The organism is Streptomyces sp. NPDC040410 (assembly GCF_055595715.1).
In genome coordinates this window covers 189626-205464 of the sequence record NZ_JBVIVK010000014.1, presented here as the reverse complement: position 1 = coordinate 205464, position 15839 = coordinate 189626, and the positions used below count along the sequence as shown (strand labels likewise).

13 protein-coding genes are annotated in these 15839 nt (G+C 72.3%); 11 read left to right on the top strand and 2 right to left on the bottom strand.

Annotation, left to right across the window (positions count from 1 at the left end; all coding sequences use genetic code 11):
• Positions 1–209 precede the first annotated feature (209 nt).
• From ACZ562_RS26640 to ACZ562_RS26630, 3 genes are read left to right on the top strand one after another with little or no spacing between them, the layout of a single operon-like run.
• Complete coding sequence (locus tag ACZ562_RS26640) at positions 210–350, top strand: hypothetical protein (protein WP_471183816.1); 141 nt, start codon at positions 210–212, stop codon at positions 348–350.
• Between the two features lie 49 nt (positions 351–399).
• Positions 400–1146: an MBL fold metallo-hydrolase gene (locus ACZ562_RS26635; RefSeq protein WP_471183814.1), complete on the top strand. Its 747-nt coding sequence runs from the start codon at positions 400–402 to the stop codon at positions 1144–1146.
• Between the two features lie 9 nt (positions 1147–1155).
• Positions 1156–2394 (top strand): DUF4032 domain-containing protein, encoded by a 1239-nt coding sequence (locus tag ACZ562_RS26630; protein WP_471183811.1) that lies wholly within the window; start codon positions 1156–1158, stop codon positions 2392–2394.
• A gap of 242 nt (positions 2395–2636) precedes the next feature.
• Here the strand turns inward: ACZ562_RS26630 and ACZ562_RS26625 are convergent, their stop codons facing one another.
• Positions 2637–3509: a universal stress protein gene (locus ACZ562_RS26625; RefSeq protein WP_471183808.1), complete on the bottom strand. Its 873-nt coding sequence runs from the start codon at positions 3507–3509 to the stop codon at positions 2637–2639.
• Positions 3510–3569: 60 nt separating this feature from the next.
• Here ACZ562_RS26625 and ACZ562_RS26620 point away from each other — a divergent pair, with 60 nt between their 5' ends.
• The 5 genes from ACZ562_RS26620 (at position 3570) to ACZ562_RS26600 (ending at position 10541) form a co-directional block, all read left to right on the top strand.
• Positions 3570–3923 carry a VOC family protein gene (locus ACZ562_RS26620; protein ID WP_471183805.1) on the top strand — a complete coding sequence of 118 codons (354 nt, stop codon included), beginning with the start codon at positions 3570–3572 and terminating at the stop codon, positions 3921–3923.
• Positions 3924–4045: 122 nt separating this feature from the next.
• A complete protein-coding gene (locus ACZ562_RS26615; RefSeq protein ID WP_471183802.1) occupies positions 4046–5722 on the top strand; it encodes an NAD(P)/FAD-dependent oxidoreductase in 1677 nt (558 codons plus the stop codon).
• Positions 5719–7176, top strand: coding sequence for an ATP-binding protein (locus ACZ562_RS26610; RefSeq protein WP_471183799.1), 1458 nt, complete (start codon positions 5719–5721; stop codon positions 7174–7176). Before ACZ562_RS26615 ends, ACZ562_RS26610 begins: the two co-directional genes overlap by 4 nt.
• A complete protein-coding gene (locus ACZ562_RS26605) occupies positions 7173–7523 on the top strand; it encodes a UBP-type zinc finger domain-containing protein (RefSeq protein WP_471183796.1) in 351 nt (116 codons plus the stop codon). The genes ACZ562_RS26610 and ACZ562_RS26605 overlap by 4 nt, the downstream gene beginning before the upstream one ends.
• 63 nt (positions 7524–7586) lie before the next feature.
• The gene (locus ACZ562_RS26600) at positions 7587–10541 is read left to right on the top strand and encodes a helix-turn-helix transcriptional regulator (protein WP_471183794.1); all 2955 of its coding nucleotides are present in this window, start codon (positions 7587–7589) and stop codon (positions 10539–10541) included.
• A gap of 117 nt (positions 10542–10658) precedes the next feature.
• Here the strand turns inward: ACZ562_RS26600 and ACZ562_RS26595 are convergent, their stop codons facing one another.
• The gene (locus tag ACZ562_RS26595) at positions 10659–12461 is read right to left on the bottom strand and encodes a M4 family metallopeptidase (protein ID WP_471183791.1); all 1803 of its coding nucleotides are present in this window, start codon (positions 12459–12461) and stop codon (positions 10659–10661) included.
• A gap of 352 nt (positions 12462–12813) precedes the next feature.
• Here ACZ562_RS26595 and ACZ562_RS26590 point away from each other — a divergent pair, with 352 nt between their 5' ends.
• The 3 genes from ACZ562_RS26590 (at position 12814) to ACZ562_RS26580 (ending at position 15764) form a co-directional block, all read left to right on the top strand.
• On the top strand, positions 12814–13491 hold the full coding sequence (locus tag ACZ562_RS26590) for an AIM24 family protein (RefSeq protein ID WP_471183788.1): 678 nt from the start codon (positions 12814–12816) through the stop codon (positions 13489–13491).
• Positions 13492–13665: 174 nt separating this feature from the next.
• A complete protein-coding gene (locus ACZ562_RS26585) occupies positions 13666–14730 on the top strand; it encodes a tetratricopeptide repeat protein (RefSeq protein ID WP_471183785.1) in 1065 nt (354 codons plus the stop codon).
• Entirely contained in the window at positions 14727–15764 is a 1038-nt protein-coding gene (locus ACZ562_RS26580; RefSeq protein ID WP_471183783.1) for a polyprenyl synthetase family protein, read from the top strand. The genes ACZ562_RS26585 and ACZ562_RS26580 overlap by 4 nt, the downstream gene beginning before the upstream one ends.
• Positions 15765–15839 lie beyond the last annotated feature (75 nt).

Genomic DNA, 15839 nt, shown 5'->3' with positions numbered 1-15839 from the left:
CGGAGGCGGCCCTCTTCACACGTGCCCTGTCCGGTGCCGTGGGCTGGTACTGGGTGGTGGCGGTCCCGGGGCTGCTCGACGGGCCCGGCCGGGAGGGCGGTCCCCCGGTGTGCCCTCGGGTATCTCGCGGTCGCCGCACTGCCGTTGTACGTCCTGCACCAGCCGGTCGTCGTCGCCTTCGCCTGAGGGGTCATGGGCTGGAGCGCACCGTGGCGGTCAAGTACGCGGCGATCGTGGCCCCTTCGCCAGTGGTGATCCTTCTGGTGTACGAGTTCGGGGTGCGCACGACCCGGGTGACGCGTTTCCTGTTCGGTATACGGCCGAACCCGCCGACGACGTCGCCCTCGTGATCTGCTTTGCTGTGTCCGTCGGGCAGGGACCTCACCACTCGGGACGATCATGCGGACGGATGTGCGGCAAGTCGCCGACGGCACCTATCTGGTGCACGGCAGCAACACGAACTGGGTGATCATCACGGAGGGCGACGCGGTCACGCTGGTCGACACGGGTTACCCGGGAGACCGGGAGCAGGTTCTGGCCTCCCTGACGGAGGTGGGAAGTTCACCCGAGGCGGTGGCGGCGGTGCTGATCACCCACGCCCACAACGATCACCTGGGCTCCGCCGAGTACCTGCGCGGCACGTACGGCACCCCCGTGTACCTCCACGAGGCCGAAGTTCCGCACGCCCGCAGGGAGTTCCTGCACCAGGTGTCCGTCGGAACGGTCCTGAGGAACGGCTGGCGTCCGGGCGTCCTGCCATGGGCGCTGCACGCGATCCGCTCGGGTGGCACGACCCACGTCCCGGTGACCGCTCCCGAGCCGTTCCCCACGGCCGGTGCGCTCGACCTGCCGGGCCGCCCCGTGCCCGTGCCGACACCCGGCCACACCCTCGGGCACTGCGCGTTCCACCTCCCGGAGCGCGGGGTGGTCGTCTCGGGCGACGCCCTGGTGAGCGGCCACCCGACCTCCCGGGCCAAGGGGCCGCAGCTGCTGCCCGACATGTTCCACCACGAGCGCTCCCGTGCCGTGGCCTCACTGGCGGCGTTCGAGGGGCTGGAGGGCGACCTCCTGCTGCCGGGGCACGGGCCGGTGCACCGGGGTTCGGTCCGGGAGGCTGCGCTGCGGGCCCGGGAGCGGGCAGCTTAAGCTCGGGCCATGGCTTTGCAGATCAACGCCACCAACCCGGAGCACCCCGCGCTGCTGCTCGAGCTGCCGTGGCACCTGCCCCTGGAGGTGTGGCCCGAGGAGTACCTCGTCCCGCTGCCGCGCGGTATCTCCCGCCACGTGGTGCGCTACGCCCGCGCCGGCGACGAGGTGATCGCCGTCAAGGAGCTCGCCGAACGGCCCGCGCTGCGCGAGTACGAGCTGCTGCGCGACCTGGACCGCCTCGGCATTCCCGCGGTGGACCCGCTGGCCGTGGTCACCGGCCGCACGGACACCGGCGGGGCCCCGCTCGAACCCGTACTGGTCACCCGGCACCTGGGCGGCTCGCTGCCGTACCGCTCGATGTTCGAGACCACCATGCGCCCGGCGACCATGCACCGTCTGATGGACGCCCTCGCCGCGCTGCTGGTGCGCCTGCACCTCACCGGGTTCGCGTGGGGCGACTGCTCGCTGTCCAACACGCTGTTCAGGCGGGACGCGGGCGCGTACGCCGCGTACCTGGTGGACGCGGAGACCGGCGATCTGCATCCGCAGCTCAGCACCGGTCAGCGCGAGTACGACCTCGACCTCGCCCGGGTGAACATCAGCGGTGAGCTGCTCGACCTGGAGGCGTCGGGGGCGCTGCACCCGTCCGTGGACCCCGTCGAGTTCGGCATGGAGATCTGCGCCCGCTACGGGGGCCTGTGGGAGGAGCTGACCCGAACCTCCGTCTACCCGGCGGGCAAGTACCACTACATCGAGCGCAGGATCCGCCGGCTCAACGAGCTCGGTTTCGACGTGGCCGAGATGCAGATCGAGCACTCCTCCAACGGCGACACGGTCACCTTCGTGCCGAAGGTCGTGGACGCCGGCCACCACCAGCGTCAGCTGCTGCGCCTGACGGGCCTGGACACCGAGGAGAACCAGGCCCGGCGGCTGCTGAACGACCTGGAGAGCTGGATGGCCACCCAGGACGACTACGCGCCGCCCGGCGACCCGCTCGCGGCCCGCCCGGAGGTGCTTGCGCACCGCTGGGTGCGGGACGTCTTCCGCCCCACCGTGCGCGCCGTGCCGCTGGAGCTGCGCGGCTCCATGGACCCGGCGGAGGTCTACCACGAGCTCCTGGAACACCGCTGGTACATGTCGGAGCAGGCACAGCACGACATCGGGCTCGGCACGGCCGTCGAGGACTACATCTCGAACATCCTGCGCAAGGCGCGCGAGACGCCGGAGCCGACGACGCCGGAGTGACCGGGAACCGGCCCTGGGCCAGGCCTGGTGCCGCTGACGCGGCACTAGTGCCGCGTCAGCCAAGGTTTGCCCGTCAAGGAGCGGCGTCCGGTGCGTGCTCTCGGCGTGCCGGCCGGAAGTCCTCGTACTGGACGTACTTGGGCTTTCGGCCGGTGCGGCGAGAGGGGGCACCTCCCACGCCCTTGAGGCAGTGGGGGAGCGTGCCGGGCGTCGCGACGGGGCGAACCTTGGCTGACGCGGCACTAGTCGTGCGGGACGACGGCGACCGGGCAGCCCGCGTGGTGCAGGACGCCGTGGGCCACCGAGCCGATCCGGGCGCCCACGGCGGTGCGGTGGGCCCGCCGGCCGACGACCATCAGCTGGGCCTGCCCGGCCACCGACAGCAGCACCTGCCCGGCACTGCCCATCTCCACGTGCTCGACCACCGGAACGTCGGGGAAGCGCTCCCGCCACGGCTGCAGCGCCACGCCCAGCGCCTTCTTCTCGTACGGTTCCAGGCCACCGGACTCGTCGAGGAGCTTCAGGGAGCCCGGGCTGTAGGCGAACACCGGGGGCAGGGTCCAGGCCCGTACGGCGCGAACGGTGGCCCCGCGTGCCGCGGCCGTCTCGAACGCGAACCGCAGTGTCGCGGCGCTGTCGTCGGGCTCGCCCTGCTGGCCGACGACGATCTCGCGGCCGGCGGCCTCGGCGGCGGGCTCGTCCCCGGCCCGCACCAGGACGACGGGCCGCCGGGCCTCGGCGATCACCTGCTGGCCGATGGAACCCAGCAGGAAGCCGACGAGCGCCCCGTGGCCGCGCGAGCCGAGCACCAGCATCTCGGCCTCCGCCGCCGCGGCCACCAGCGCGTCGACGGTGTCGCCCGGCAGGACGTCGGTTAAGACGTCGAGTCCGGGGTGCCGTCCGTTGACGGTCCGGGCGCCCTCGGCCAGCGTGTCCCGCACCCACGAGGCCTGAGTGTCCGCGTCTCCCGCGTCTACCGCCTCGTACGGCTCGAACCGCCAGGCGTGCACCACGCGCAGCGCGAGCCCGCGGCGGACGGCTTCCCTGGCCGCCCAGCCCAGCGCGGCCAGGCTCTCCTCGCTTCCGTCGAACCCTGCCGTGATCGGGCGCGTCATGCGGTGGCCTCCCTGTGTCGCGGTCACGTACGTGAGGCCAGTCTTCACTACCCTGCCGACATGGCCTTGGAATGGGAGCAGGTTGTCGTGGACGCGGCCGATCCGGCGTCCCTGGGGCGCTGGTGGGCAGACGCCCTCGGGTGGGTGACGACCAACGACTCACCCGAGGAGTACGAGATCCGCCCCGAGCGGGACCGGCTGCCCGGCCTGGTCTTCGTCCCGGTGCCGGACGACAAGACCGTCAAGAACCGCCTCCACCTCGACTTCCGTCCCGCCGACCAGGAGGCGGAGGTCGCCCGCCTGCTCGCCCTGGGCGCGCGCCTCGCAGACGTCGGGCAGGGCGAGCAGCCCTGGGTGGTCCTCGCGGATCCCGAGGGCAACGAGTTCTGCGTGCTCGGCCGACGACACGGCTGACGCCGGCGGCCTCCCGCATGTCTGAGCGAAGCGGGACGATCGAACATACGATGGGCGGGAACCGGCGCGGGGAGAGCGGGGCTCGCCGTGCCGTGCATCCGACCAGTCGGGGTGGGAGACGTATGGCACAGGCCGCGGACACGGCGCGGACCGTCATCATGACCGTGGACGACGACCCGGGAGTCTCCCGGGCCGTCGCCCGGGACCTGCGGCGCCGCTACGGCCAGTCGTACCGGATCGTGCGGGCGGAGTCCGGCGAGTCCGCGCTGGAAGCGCTGCGCGAGCTGAAGCTGCGCGGCGATCTCGTGGCCGTGCTCCTGGCCGACTACCGCATGCCGCAGATGAACGGCATCGAGTTCCTCGAACAGGCACTGGACGTGTATCCGGGCGCGCGGCGGGTGCTGCTGACCGCGTACGCGGACACCAACGCGGCGATCGACGCGATCAACGTCGTGGATCTGGACCACTACCTGCTCAAGCCGTGGGATCCGCCCGAGGAGAAGCTCTACCCCGTCCTGGACGACCTCCTGGAGGCGTGGCGCAGCAGCGATCACCGTCCCGTGCCCAGCACCAAGGTGGTCGGGCACCGCTGGTCGGCGCGCTCCTCGGACGTACGGGAGTTCCTGGCCCGCAACCAGGTGCCGTACCGCTGGTACTCGGCCGACGAGCCCGAGGGCCGGCGGCTGCTTGCCGCCGCGGGGGCGGACGGGCAGCGGCTGCCGCTGGTGATCACCCCGGACGGCACGCCGCTCGTCGAACCGGAAGCTCCCGACCTCGCCGCCCGGGTCGGACTGGCGACCATGCCCACGGCCGACTTCTACGATCTCGTCGTCGTCGGCGGCGGCCCGGCGGGGCTCGGCGCGGCGGTGTACGGGGCTTCCGAAGGGCTGCGGACCGTGCTCGTGGAGCGGTCCGCGACGGGAGGGCAGGCGGGCCAGAGCTCGCGGATCGAGAACTACCTCGGCTTCCCGGACGGCGTCTCCGGCGCGCAGCTCACCGACCGGGCCCGGCGGCAGGCCACGAAGTTCGGCGCCGAGATCCTCAGCGCGCGCGAGGTGACGGGGCTGGAGGTCAACGGGGCCGCGCGGACCGTGCGCTTCTCCGACGGCTCGGCGGTCGCCGCGCACAGCGTGATCCTGGCGACCGGCGTGTCGTACCGGCAGCTGAACGCGCCGGGCGCCGACGACCTCACCGGCTGCGGGGTGTTCTACGGATCGGCGCTGACGGAGGCGGCCGCCTGCCAGGGGCAGGACGTGTACATCGTCGGCGGCGCCAACTCCGCCGGGCAGGCGGCGATGTACCTTTCGAGGGGCGCCAAGTCGGTGACCCTGCTGGTGCGGGGACCGTCGCTGGCCGCGTCGATGTCGTACTACCTGATCCAGCAGATCAGCGACGCACCCAACATCTCGGTGCGCTGCGGCACCGTCGTTCAGGCCGCGCACGGCTCCGGCCGTCTGGAACAGCTGACCCTGCGCGACACGGAGAGCGGGAAGACCGAACTCGTCGACGCGCAGTGGATGTTCGTGTTCATCGGAGCGGCCCCGCTGACCGACTGGCTGGACGGCACGGTGCTGCGGGACGAGCACGGCTTCATCCTGGCCGGCCCCGACCTGACCCCCGACGGCCGGCCGCCGGCGGGCTGGGAGCTGGACCGGCCGCCGTACCACCTGGAGACCAACATTCCCGGCGTGTTCGTCGCGGGCGACGCGCGCGCCGAGTCCGCGAAGCGGGTCGCGTCCGCCGTCGGAGAGGGTGCCATGGCCGTGATGCTCGTCCACCGTTATCTGGAGCAGTCGTGAGCGGGCGGGTCGTGCCCTGCAGCCCGCAGGAGATCGGTTCACTGTTCCTCTTCGAGAAACTGTCCCCGGAGCAGTTGGGGCGTCTGTGCAGCGAGGGACGGGTGGAGCTGTTCGAGCCCGGGCCCGTGTACACCGAGGGCGATCCCGCCACCTGCTTCTACGTGATGGTCGAGGGCACGGTCGTCCTCTCGCGCCGGGTCGGCACCGACGACGTGGAGGTCACCCGGACCTCCCAGCGCGGGGTGTACGCGGGGGGCATGCAGGCCTACCTCGGCGACCGGGTGCCGCAGGTCTACAACAACTCGATGCGCGTCACGGAGCCGACGCGGTTCTTCGTGCTGCCCGCGGACTCGTTCGCGAGCATCATGCAGGAGTGGTTCCCCATGGCGGTGCATCTGCTGGAGGGGCTCTTCTTCGGCTCGAAGAGCCTGCAGCGGGCCATCGGGCAGCGTGAACGGCTGCTGGCGCTCGGCTCGTTGTCGGCTGGTCTCACGCACGAGCTCAACAATCCCGCGGCGGCGGCCGTCCGTGCCACCGCCACCCTGCGGGAACGGGTGGCGAAGATGCGGCACAAGCTCAGCGTCATCTCCGCGGGACCGTATCCGCGTGAGGCCCTGGCCCACCTGATCGAGATCCAGGAGCGCACCGCCGAACGCGTCGCGAAGGCGCCCACGTTGAGCCCGCTGGAGGCCTCGGACCGGGAGGACGCCGTCACCGACTGGCTCGACGACCACGGCATCCCGGAGGGCTGGCGCCTCGCGCCCACCTTCGTGCAGGCCGGGCTCGACCTCGACTGGCTGGACCGGATCGCGGCGGCCGTGGACGAGGAGATCCTCCCCGGGGCGATCGGATGGCTCAACTACACGGTCGAGACCGAGCTGCTGATGGACGAGATCGAGGACTCCACCACCCGCGTCTCGCGTCTCGTCGACGCCGCCAAGCAGTACTCGCAGCTCGACCGGGCCCCCTACCAGAACGCCGACGTCCATGAACTCCTCGACAGCACCCTGCTGATGCTGTCTGGCAAGATCGGCCGGCGGATCGAGGTCGTCAAGGAGTACGACCGTACACTGCCGAAGATCCCTGCGTACCCGGCGGAACTCAACCAGGTATGGACCAACCTGATCGACAACGCGGTCTCCGCCATCGGCGACGCGGGCGGAGAAGGGACGCTGACCGTGCGGACGGCGCTCGCCGACGAACGGCTGCTCGTGGAGTTCCGCGACACCGGGCCCGGCGTGCCGAAGGAGATCCGCAGCCGGATCTTCGACCCCTTCTTCACCACCAAGCCGGTGGGCGAGGGCACCGGGCTCGGACTGGACATCTCCTGGCGGATCGTCGTCAACAAGCACCACGGCACCCTCCAGGTCGAGTCCGAGCCGGGCGACACCCGTTTCCAGGTCCTCCTTCCGCTCACCGCAGCCGAGAACGACGCGCCCGAGGAGCCCGCATGACCAGCGACACCGGAATAGACCCCAGCGTCCCGCCGAGCGGCGCCGGCTGCGTGGAGTGCGACGAGGCCGGCGGATGGTGGTTCCATCTGCGGCGCTGCGCGCAGTGCGGCCACGTCGGCTGTTGCGACTCCTCCCCCGCCAAGCACGCCACCGCTCACTACAAGGCCACGGGCCACCCGGTGGTCCGCAGCTACGAGCCGGGCGAGGCATGGTTCTGGAGCTACGAGACCTCCGAGCTGTACGAGGCCGGACCCGACCTGGCGCCGCCGGTGAGCCATCCCGCGGACCAGCCGGCGCCGGGGCCACAGGGGCGGGTACCGGGGGACTGGGCGAAGACGCTGCGCTGAGCCCCTCACCGGAGCCGCTCCTGATCACGGGGCGTTGTCAGTGCCGCATGCCAGGATGGATCTGTGCCCGAGACCGCGTTCACCACACCGCTCATCGGCCGGGAGGACGAACTCGCCCGACTCGCCGCAGTACTGGAGCGTGCCCGGGGTGGTGAGGCCCGCGCCGTGCTGATCGCCGGCGACGCCGGGGTCGGCAAGACCCGGATGCTGGACGAGGTCGCGGTCCGGGCGGCGGGGGCGGGCATGACGGTGCTCACCGGGCACTGCGTCGACCTCGGTGACGTCGGCCTGCCGTATCTGCCGTTCACCGAGATCCTGGGGGTTCTCGCCGCCGACGAGCGCTTCGCGGACGCTCTCACCGCCCACCCCGTCGTGGACCGCCTGCTGGGCGCGGGCCCGGACGCCGAGCGGGACGTGGGGGGACGGCTGCGGCTGTTCGAGGGCATGGCCGGACTGCTGGCCGACCTGGCGGACATCGCTCCGCTGCTGCTGGTCCTGGAGGACCTGCACTGGGCCGACCAGTCCTCCCGGGACCTGCTGCGGTTCCTGCTCAGCCGGGGCATCCTCCAGCGGCCGGCGGGCGGTGCGCCCACCCACCGGCTCGCGGTGCTCGCCTCGTACCGCGCGGACGACCTGCACCGGCGCCACCCACTGCGTCCGCTCCTTGCCGAGCTGGTGCGGCTGCCCGCCGTCGAGCGGCTCGAGCTGCGTCCCATGGCCGACGCCGAGGTGACCCGGCTGGTGCGGGCCCTGCAGGACCGTCCGCTGCCGGACACCACGGTCCGGCGGATCGTGGAGCGCGCCGAGGGCAACGCCTTCTACGCCGAGGAACTGCTCGCGGCCACGGACACGGAGGCCGGCGGTGTGCCCAGCGGCCTGGCCGACGTCCTCCTCATCCGCTTCGAGCAGCTGTCCGACACCGCCCAGCAGGTGCTGCGTACCGCCGCCGTCGCCGGGCGCCGCGTCGAGCACGACCTGCTGCGGGACGCCGTCGATCTCCCTGAGGACGAGCTGGAGACGGCGCTGCGCGAGGCCGTCGGCCGGCAGCTCCTCGTCCCGGGCCGGGGCGACACGTACTCCTTCCGCCACGCCCTGGCCCGCGAGGCGGTGTACGCCGATCTGCTCCCCGGTGAACGGTCCCGGCTGCACGGCGCGTTCGCCCGGCTGCTCGCCGGCCGCGGCCACCCGGCCGAGAGCGCGGCGGAGCGCGCCCACCACTACCGCGAGAGCCACGATTTGGCCGAGGCGCTCGCCGCCTCCCTGGAGGCCGCCGACCACGCCCAGCGGGTGGGAGCGCCCGCCGAGGAGCTGCGGCATCTGGAGGCCGCCCTCGACCTGTGGTCGGCGGTGGAGCCGTCCGCGCGGCCCTCGGGACCCGACATCGTGACGCTCACCCTGCGCGCCTCCGCCGCGGCCGCGCACGCGGGCGAGTCGCATCGCGCGGTCTCCCTCACCCGGGCCGCCCTCGCCGGCATCGGCCAGGACGCGGACTCCGAACTCGCCGCCCGGGTCCGCTACACGCTGGCCGGCAACCTCATGAGCGTCGACAACCTGTCGGCGGCGTTCGCCTACAGCAGCGAGGCGCTCGCCATGATCCCGGCCGAGCCCCCGTCACGCACCTGGGTGTGGGCGGCGGCCACCCATGTCATGGCGGCGCGTCAGGTCGGGGAGAACGAGATCGCGCGCCGTGTGGCCCGCCGGGCCCTGCGCACCGCGGAGCAGTTGCGGGTGACCGACGCGCAGGCCGACCTCCTGATCTCCCTGGCCGGCCTCGAAGGGGGCGGCCGCCGTACACCGGAGGGCCGCGAGCGACTCAGCCGGGCCCGGGAGCTCGCGCGGCGTTCGGGCAACCCACCGGTGGAGATGCGCGCCCTGTTCAACCTGGCCCTCGGCAGCTTCGAGTCCGGCGACCTCGAGGAGTGCCTGCCCTGGCTGGGCGAGGGGCTCGACCGCGCCCGCCGCGCCGGGCTGCTGTCCTCGCCGTATCCGACGGAGATGCGCTATCTCCAACTGCTCGTGCTCTACACGCTGGGCCGGTGGGACGAGTGCGCCCGCGCGGCGGAGACCGGTGCCGAGGTGCTGCCCGCGGCCGCCGGGTACACGGTCGGGCCCGCGCTGTACGTGGGGCTCGGGCGCGGCGACCTCAAGGCCGCGGACCGTGCACGCGCCCTGTTGGAGGGGCCGTTCGACTGGATGAGCACGCTGGTCGCCGGCATCGTGCTGACCGACGCCGCCGCGCTGCACGGTGAACCGGAGGCGGCCGTGGAGCGGATGCGGTCCACCGTCGCGAGCCTCACCGACGACTCGGGCACGTTTCCGGACGTCACGGTCCGGCTGGCCGCCCTCGCGCTGTCCGCGGTCGCCGACCGGGCCGCAGGGCTCCGCCTCACCGGCGACGAGAGCGGCGCGCGCCGCTGGGCCGGAACCGCGACCGACCTCGTGCTGCTGGCGCGGGACACTGCCACGCACGGCGAGGACGGCACACCGCAGGGACCGGAGGGACAGGCCTGGCTGGCGCGCGCCGAGGCGGAGTGGACCCGGGCCGTGTCCGGGCCGGATGCCGAGGCCTGGGAAAAGGCTGTCGCCGCGTTCGACTACGGTGATGTCTACGAGCGGGCGCGTTGCCGACTGCGGTTCGCCGAGGCCCTGTTGGCGGCCGAGCGGCGCGAGGAGGCGGCCGTCGAGGCCACCGCGGCGCGTGACACGGCCGCCGGGCTCGGCGCCGCGCCGCTGCTGGAGCGGGCGGACGCCCTGATCCGGCGGGGCCGGCTGTCGGGCGCCCGGCCCGCCGACATCCGCTCCCCGGTGCTCACCGCTCGCGAGCACGACGTGCTGCTGCTCCTCGCGCGGGGCCGCAGCAACCGGCAGATCGGCGAGGAACTGTTCATCAGCGGCAAGACGGCGAGCGTCCACGTCTCCAACATCCTGGCGAAACTGGGCGCCGCGAGCCGCACGGAGGCGGTGGCGATCGCCTACCGGGAGGGGCTGATCGCCCCGGAGGGGGCGACGCCCGCCTGACCTCGGTGCGTTCGTCGTCGTGGGCGGCGCCGTCCTCGGCGCGGTGGATCCGGGCCGGAGCGGAAAGGGTGCCCCGCCACGGGGCGGGGCACCCGGATCACCCTTGCCGGTCTGCCGTCAGCGGCGGACGGCCGGCGTGTTGGCGAAGGTCACGTTGACGGCGGCCCAGGACCGGTTCACCGCCTTGTACTCCGTGCTGTTCGCCCCGTACAGGTCCTTCGCCGCCTTCAGCGTCGCCTTGCGGGCGTCGTGGAAGTCGGTCGTGGAGACCATGTAGCGGGTCAGGGCACGGTAGTAGATCTTCGAGGCCTTGGCGCGCCCGATGCCCGTCACCGACCGGCCGTCGTAGGTCGGCGAGTTGTAGGTGACGGAGCCGATCGTCTTGCGGCCGCTGCCCTCGGCGAGGAGGTAGTACGCGTGCGAGGAGACGCCGGAGCCGGCGTGCACCTCGGCGTAGTACGTCGACGGGTCCCAGTAGTCGATCGCGCCTTCGAGCACGTCGAGGGACGGCTTGTCGAGGCGGCGCAGGAATCCCTGGTCGAGGCCCAGCTTCTCGCCGAGGAGGTAGTTCGGCGGGTTCTTGGCGTTCTTCGCGGTGAACTCGACGTGGGAGCCGAAGATGTCCGCGAGGGACTCGTTCAGGGAGCCGGCCTCGCCGTACTGGTTGCCGTACTCGTCGACGTACGTCGGCTCCAGCTTGGCGGTGGCGCCCACGACACCGTGGGTGAGCTCGTGGCCGGTGACGTCGAGCATGACCAGCGGCTTCTTGAACATGTCGCCGTCGCCGTCGCCGTACAGCATGCAGCCGCAGGTCGGGTCCCAGAAGGCGTTGGCGACGTTCTCGCCCCAGTGGACCATGGCGCGGGCGGCCTTGCTGTTGTTATTGATGCCCTTGCGCCCGAACTTCTCCTTGTAGAAGTCCAGGGTCTCGGCGACCCCGTACTGGGCGTCGACCGCCGCACTGGTCCGGCTGGAGACGGTGCCGTTGCCCCACTTGTTGGTGGAGCTGGTGAACCTCTTGCCGGCGCTGAAGCTCTCCGTGTACTGGCCCTTGGCGTCCCGGGTCGCCGTGCCGTAACGGCTCGGGTCCTTGAGGACGAACTTCGTGGGAGCCGTCTGGGTGGTGGTCAGGGTGACCTTGCCGGAGAAGAGCGAGCGGCCCGTACCGGTGGCCTTGCGCGGGTAGCTGACAGCGGCGTCCGTGGAGTCCGCGGTGAGCCCGGCGGACTGCGAACCGATGCCGGTCTCGGGGTCGAGCGTCTCGCCGCGGTCGCGCAGGGTGTCGATCAGCTTCGGCGACAGGAACCCTTCGTTGTCGGGCGTGTTGCTGCGCACCTTGCCGGTGAGGGCGTCGATGACGACGGTCCGGGAACCGCCGGCCTCGGTGGTGGAGCTGTCGCTCACCCGCACCTGGTAGGCGAGGGAGGAGGCGCCGTTCCGGGCGTCGACGACGAGTTCGGCGCTGCCGGCGTCGCCCTTGGCGACCGACGCCGCCTTGGCCTGCGCCTGGCGGGCCGTCAGCTTGGCCTCGGCGGCCGTGGCGTCCACCTTGTGGTCGGCGGCCCGGGTGACACCGTCGTACGCCAGCTTCTCGGTGAGGTGGACGACGAGGTCGCCGCCGAGGACCGCCATGCCCTCGTGGGCCCGGACGAACCGGACGTGCCGGGCGCCTTCCGGGTCGATCATCACTTCCTGGGCGTGCAGTTCGTCGCCCTGGGTGACACCGGTCGCGGAGGCGTGGGCGAAGGCTGCGGCGCGGGCCGCCTCGACGACGGAAGCGGCGGAGTCGGCGGCGGCGGAGGAGGCCGAGACCTGGTCCGTCCCCGTGGCCGGGTCCGCGAAGGCCGTGCCCGCAAGACCCGTTGCGGCCGTCGTCACTGCGACGGCGACCGCCAGGCTGCGTATGTGGGCTCTACGCACTGATGAGGGTTCCTTCGTTCAAAGGCGGCCGGGATCGCCAACCGCCTCGATTCATGGCGCAGTTGAGCGCCATGGGGGCTGGTCGGGCCCCAGCACGAAACCCTTTCAAACAAGTCATGCGCATGTAAAGCGCGAATAGTCGCCTTCCGCGCCTTCCATGACAATCCTTTGCAAACCCCCACAGCCCAGCGGCCCGTAGCGACCAACTGTGCTTCAACTGTGAAGATGCGACCTGATCCGTGAAGGTTGCGCGGCGCGACTGTGACGCATCTCGCACCGGAAGTCGGCGGTACCGGCACCGGCTTGCTGCGCGATCTTGGCGGAATCAACTCCTCCGGGACAGGATGCCCACATGAAGGGTGACTTGTTTTCCAGCGAGCACATGGTGCAGCCGGCCACACAGCCCGGCATGACGGTCGAGAACGCCAAGTGCATCAAGTACGCGGTGCACGGCGAGATGCTGGCCCGGCAGGGGGCGATGATCGCCTATCGCGGCGCCCTCCAGTTCGAGCGCAAGGGCCAGGGCGTCGGCGGCATGCTCAAGCGCGCGGTGACCGGTGAGGGGCTGCCGCTGATGACGGTGCGCGGCCAGGGCGAGGCCTGGTTCGCGCACGAGGCGCAGAACTGCTTCGTCGTCGAGGTCGACCCCGGCGACGAGTTCACGGTCAACGGCCGCAACGTCCTGTGTTTCGACGCCTCGTTGGCATACCGGATCGCGACCGTGAAGGGCGCCGGCATCGCGGGTGGCGGTCTGTTCAACAGCGTCTTCACGGGACACGGCAGGCTGGGCCTGGTGTGCGAGGGCAATCCGCTGGTCATCCCGGTCTCGCCGCAGTACCCGGTGTACGTCGACACGGACGCCGTCGTGGGCTGGACCGCGAATCTCGCGACCTCGCTCCACCGCTCCCAGTCCATCGGGTCGATGCTGCGCGGCGGCTCGGGCGAGGCCGTGCAGCTGATGCTGCAGGGCGAGGGCCACGTGGTCGTACGGCCGAGCGAGGCGACGCCGCAGAAGGCGCAGCAGCACTGAGGCCTCATGAGGTGATCTGCGCCTCACGAGCAACCCGGCCGGTTCTGCCGACGTCTTGATCGACAACAGGTGACCCCCCTGGCCTTCTGGGCCGGGGCCTGTTTTCGACACACTATACACATCACGTATACACGCAGCGTATACGTGATGTGTATACGCGACCGGAAGGCATCCATGTACGGCAAGGCATTCGCCCCGGAGTATCAGGGCGCTCTCACCACGCTGTCGGTCAACTCCTCACTGGCCGACGTACTGGCCGCGGGAACAGAGCGGTTGCGGGCGGCCGAGCGGGCGGGACAGCACGGTGAGGCGGCGCGCTCCGGACTCGCGGTCGCCGAGGCGCACCGCCGGCTCGGTCAGGTCGGGGACGCGGAGCGGGCGTGGAAGGCGAGTTACCGTGCCGCCCGGGAGGCCCAGGACACCGCGGCGATGGCCTGGGCGCTGTGGAGCGGCGGCACGCTGGCCCGCCAACGGGGGGCGTTCCCCCTGGCCCGGCGGCTGCTGGAGCTCGCGGCCGAACTCGGCGAGCGTGGCGGGGACATCGTGGTGCGGGGCTACTCGCTGGCGGGCCTGGCCGAGACGGGCCGCATCCAGGGCGACTACGAAGCCGTCGGCAGGCTGCACGAGCAACTGCTGGCGGAGGCCCGCCGCCGCGGGGAGGCCCGGCACACGGTGTGGGCGCTGGAAGGCATAGCCCAGATGCACCGCAACACGGGCGCGTACGACACGGCGTACGGGCTGTTCGAGGAAGCGGCCGAGATCGCCGGGCGGGCCGACGACCGGCGGGGCCACGCCTGGGCGCTGCGGGGGCTCGCCGACGTCGTCTCGGTGCGCGACGGGGACACGGAGCGGGCGCTCGCCCTGCTCTGCGAGGCGGAGACGACGTGCCGCGAGATGCGGCTGTCCAGCGCGCTGGCGTACAACCACAAGATGCGCGGCAACGTCCTGTACCGCGCCGGGCGTTACACCGAGGCCCGGGATCTGTACGAGCAGGCGCTCGCGGAGTTCCGGGCCATGAGTGAGCCGCGCGGGCAGGCGCTGGCGCGGCTCGGGCTGGCCAAGTCGCTGGCGCGGCTGGGCCGCGACCGGGCCGAGACCGCCGATGAACTGGCCGACGTGGCACGGGTGTTGGAACAGATCGGGCTGCGGCACGCGAGGGCGATGGTGGCCCGGGCGCAGGAGGAGTTCGGCATCACCCCGGAGGCGAACCGGGCCACCGCCGCGGAGGCCGTACGGTGACGCGGCTGCCCTCGACGGTCCACGCACCGCTCGCCACGCCCCAAGTCCTCGACCGGTGCCGCGCGTTGGTGCTGCCCGCCCTTCGGGAGGCCGTCGGACGGCTGCATCCATGGGTCGGTGAGATGGCGGCGTACTCGTTCGGCTGGTGCGAGGTCGGCGGCGCGCCCGCGCTCGCCTCCGGCGGCAAGGGGGTACGGCAGGCGCTGGCGGTGCTCGGGGCCGAGGCGGCCGGTGCGCCGGGGCGGGCCGGGGTCGCCGCCGCGGTCGCGGTGGAGCTGGTGCACGTGTTCTCCCTGGTGCACGACGACATCATGGACGGCGATCCGGCCCGGCGCCGCCGCCCCACCGTCTGGAAGGCGTACGGCACGGGCCCCGCGGTCCTCGCGGGCGACGGCCTGTTCGCGCTCGCCGTGCAGACGCTGGCCGAGACGGCGGCGAGCAGCGAAGCCGTACGACGGCTGTCCGCGGCGCTCGGGGACCTGGTGCGCGGACAGGCGGACGATCTGCTGTTCACCGCACGCCCCTGGACGGGCCCGCAGCGGGTGGGGCCGGACGAGTACCGGGCGATGGCCGAGCACAAGACGGGCGCGCTGCTGGGCTGCGCGGCCTCGCTCGGGGCGGTGCTCGCCGGGGCGGCCCCTGCCACGGTCGCCGCCCTCGACCGCGCCGGCCGCCGTCTTGGGATCGCCTTCCAGGTGGTCGACGACATGCTGGGCGTCTGGGGCGACCCCGCCGTCACCGGCAAGCCCGTGCACGCCGATCTGCGCGAGCGGAAGAAGACGTTCCCGGTCCTGGCCGCGCTGGGCTCCCCGCTTCCCGCGGCGCGGCGTCTCGCGCTGCTCCTGGAGTCGGCCGGTGACCCCGCGGAGGCGGCCGCGCTGGTCGAGGAGGTGGGCGGCAGGTCGGCGGCGCTGACCGAGGCACGCCGCCAAGTCGACGCAGCCGAGGCGGCACTCGCCGGCGTGCCCCTGGAGGGGCGGGCCGCCGGCGAGCTGGGGTCGCTGCTGGACTTCCTGGTGCGCCGCGATCTTTAGAAAGCCCTGTTGACGTTCTCGGCGTCCCGCGTCAGGGTCGAAGCTGCGGGCATCCGCGCCCGTGCCTGGAAGGTG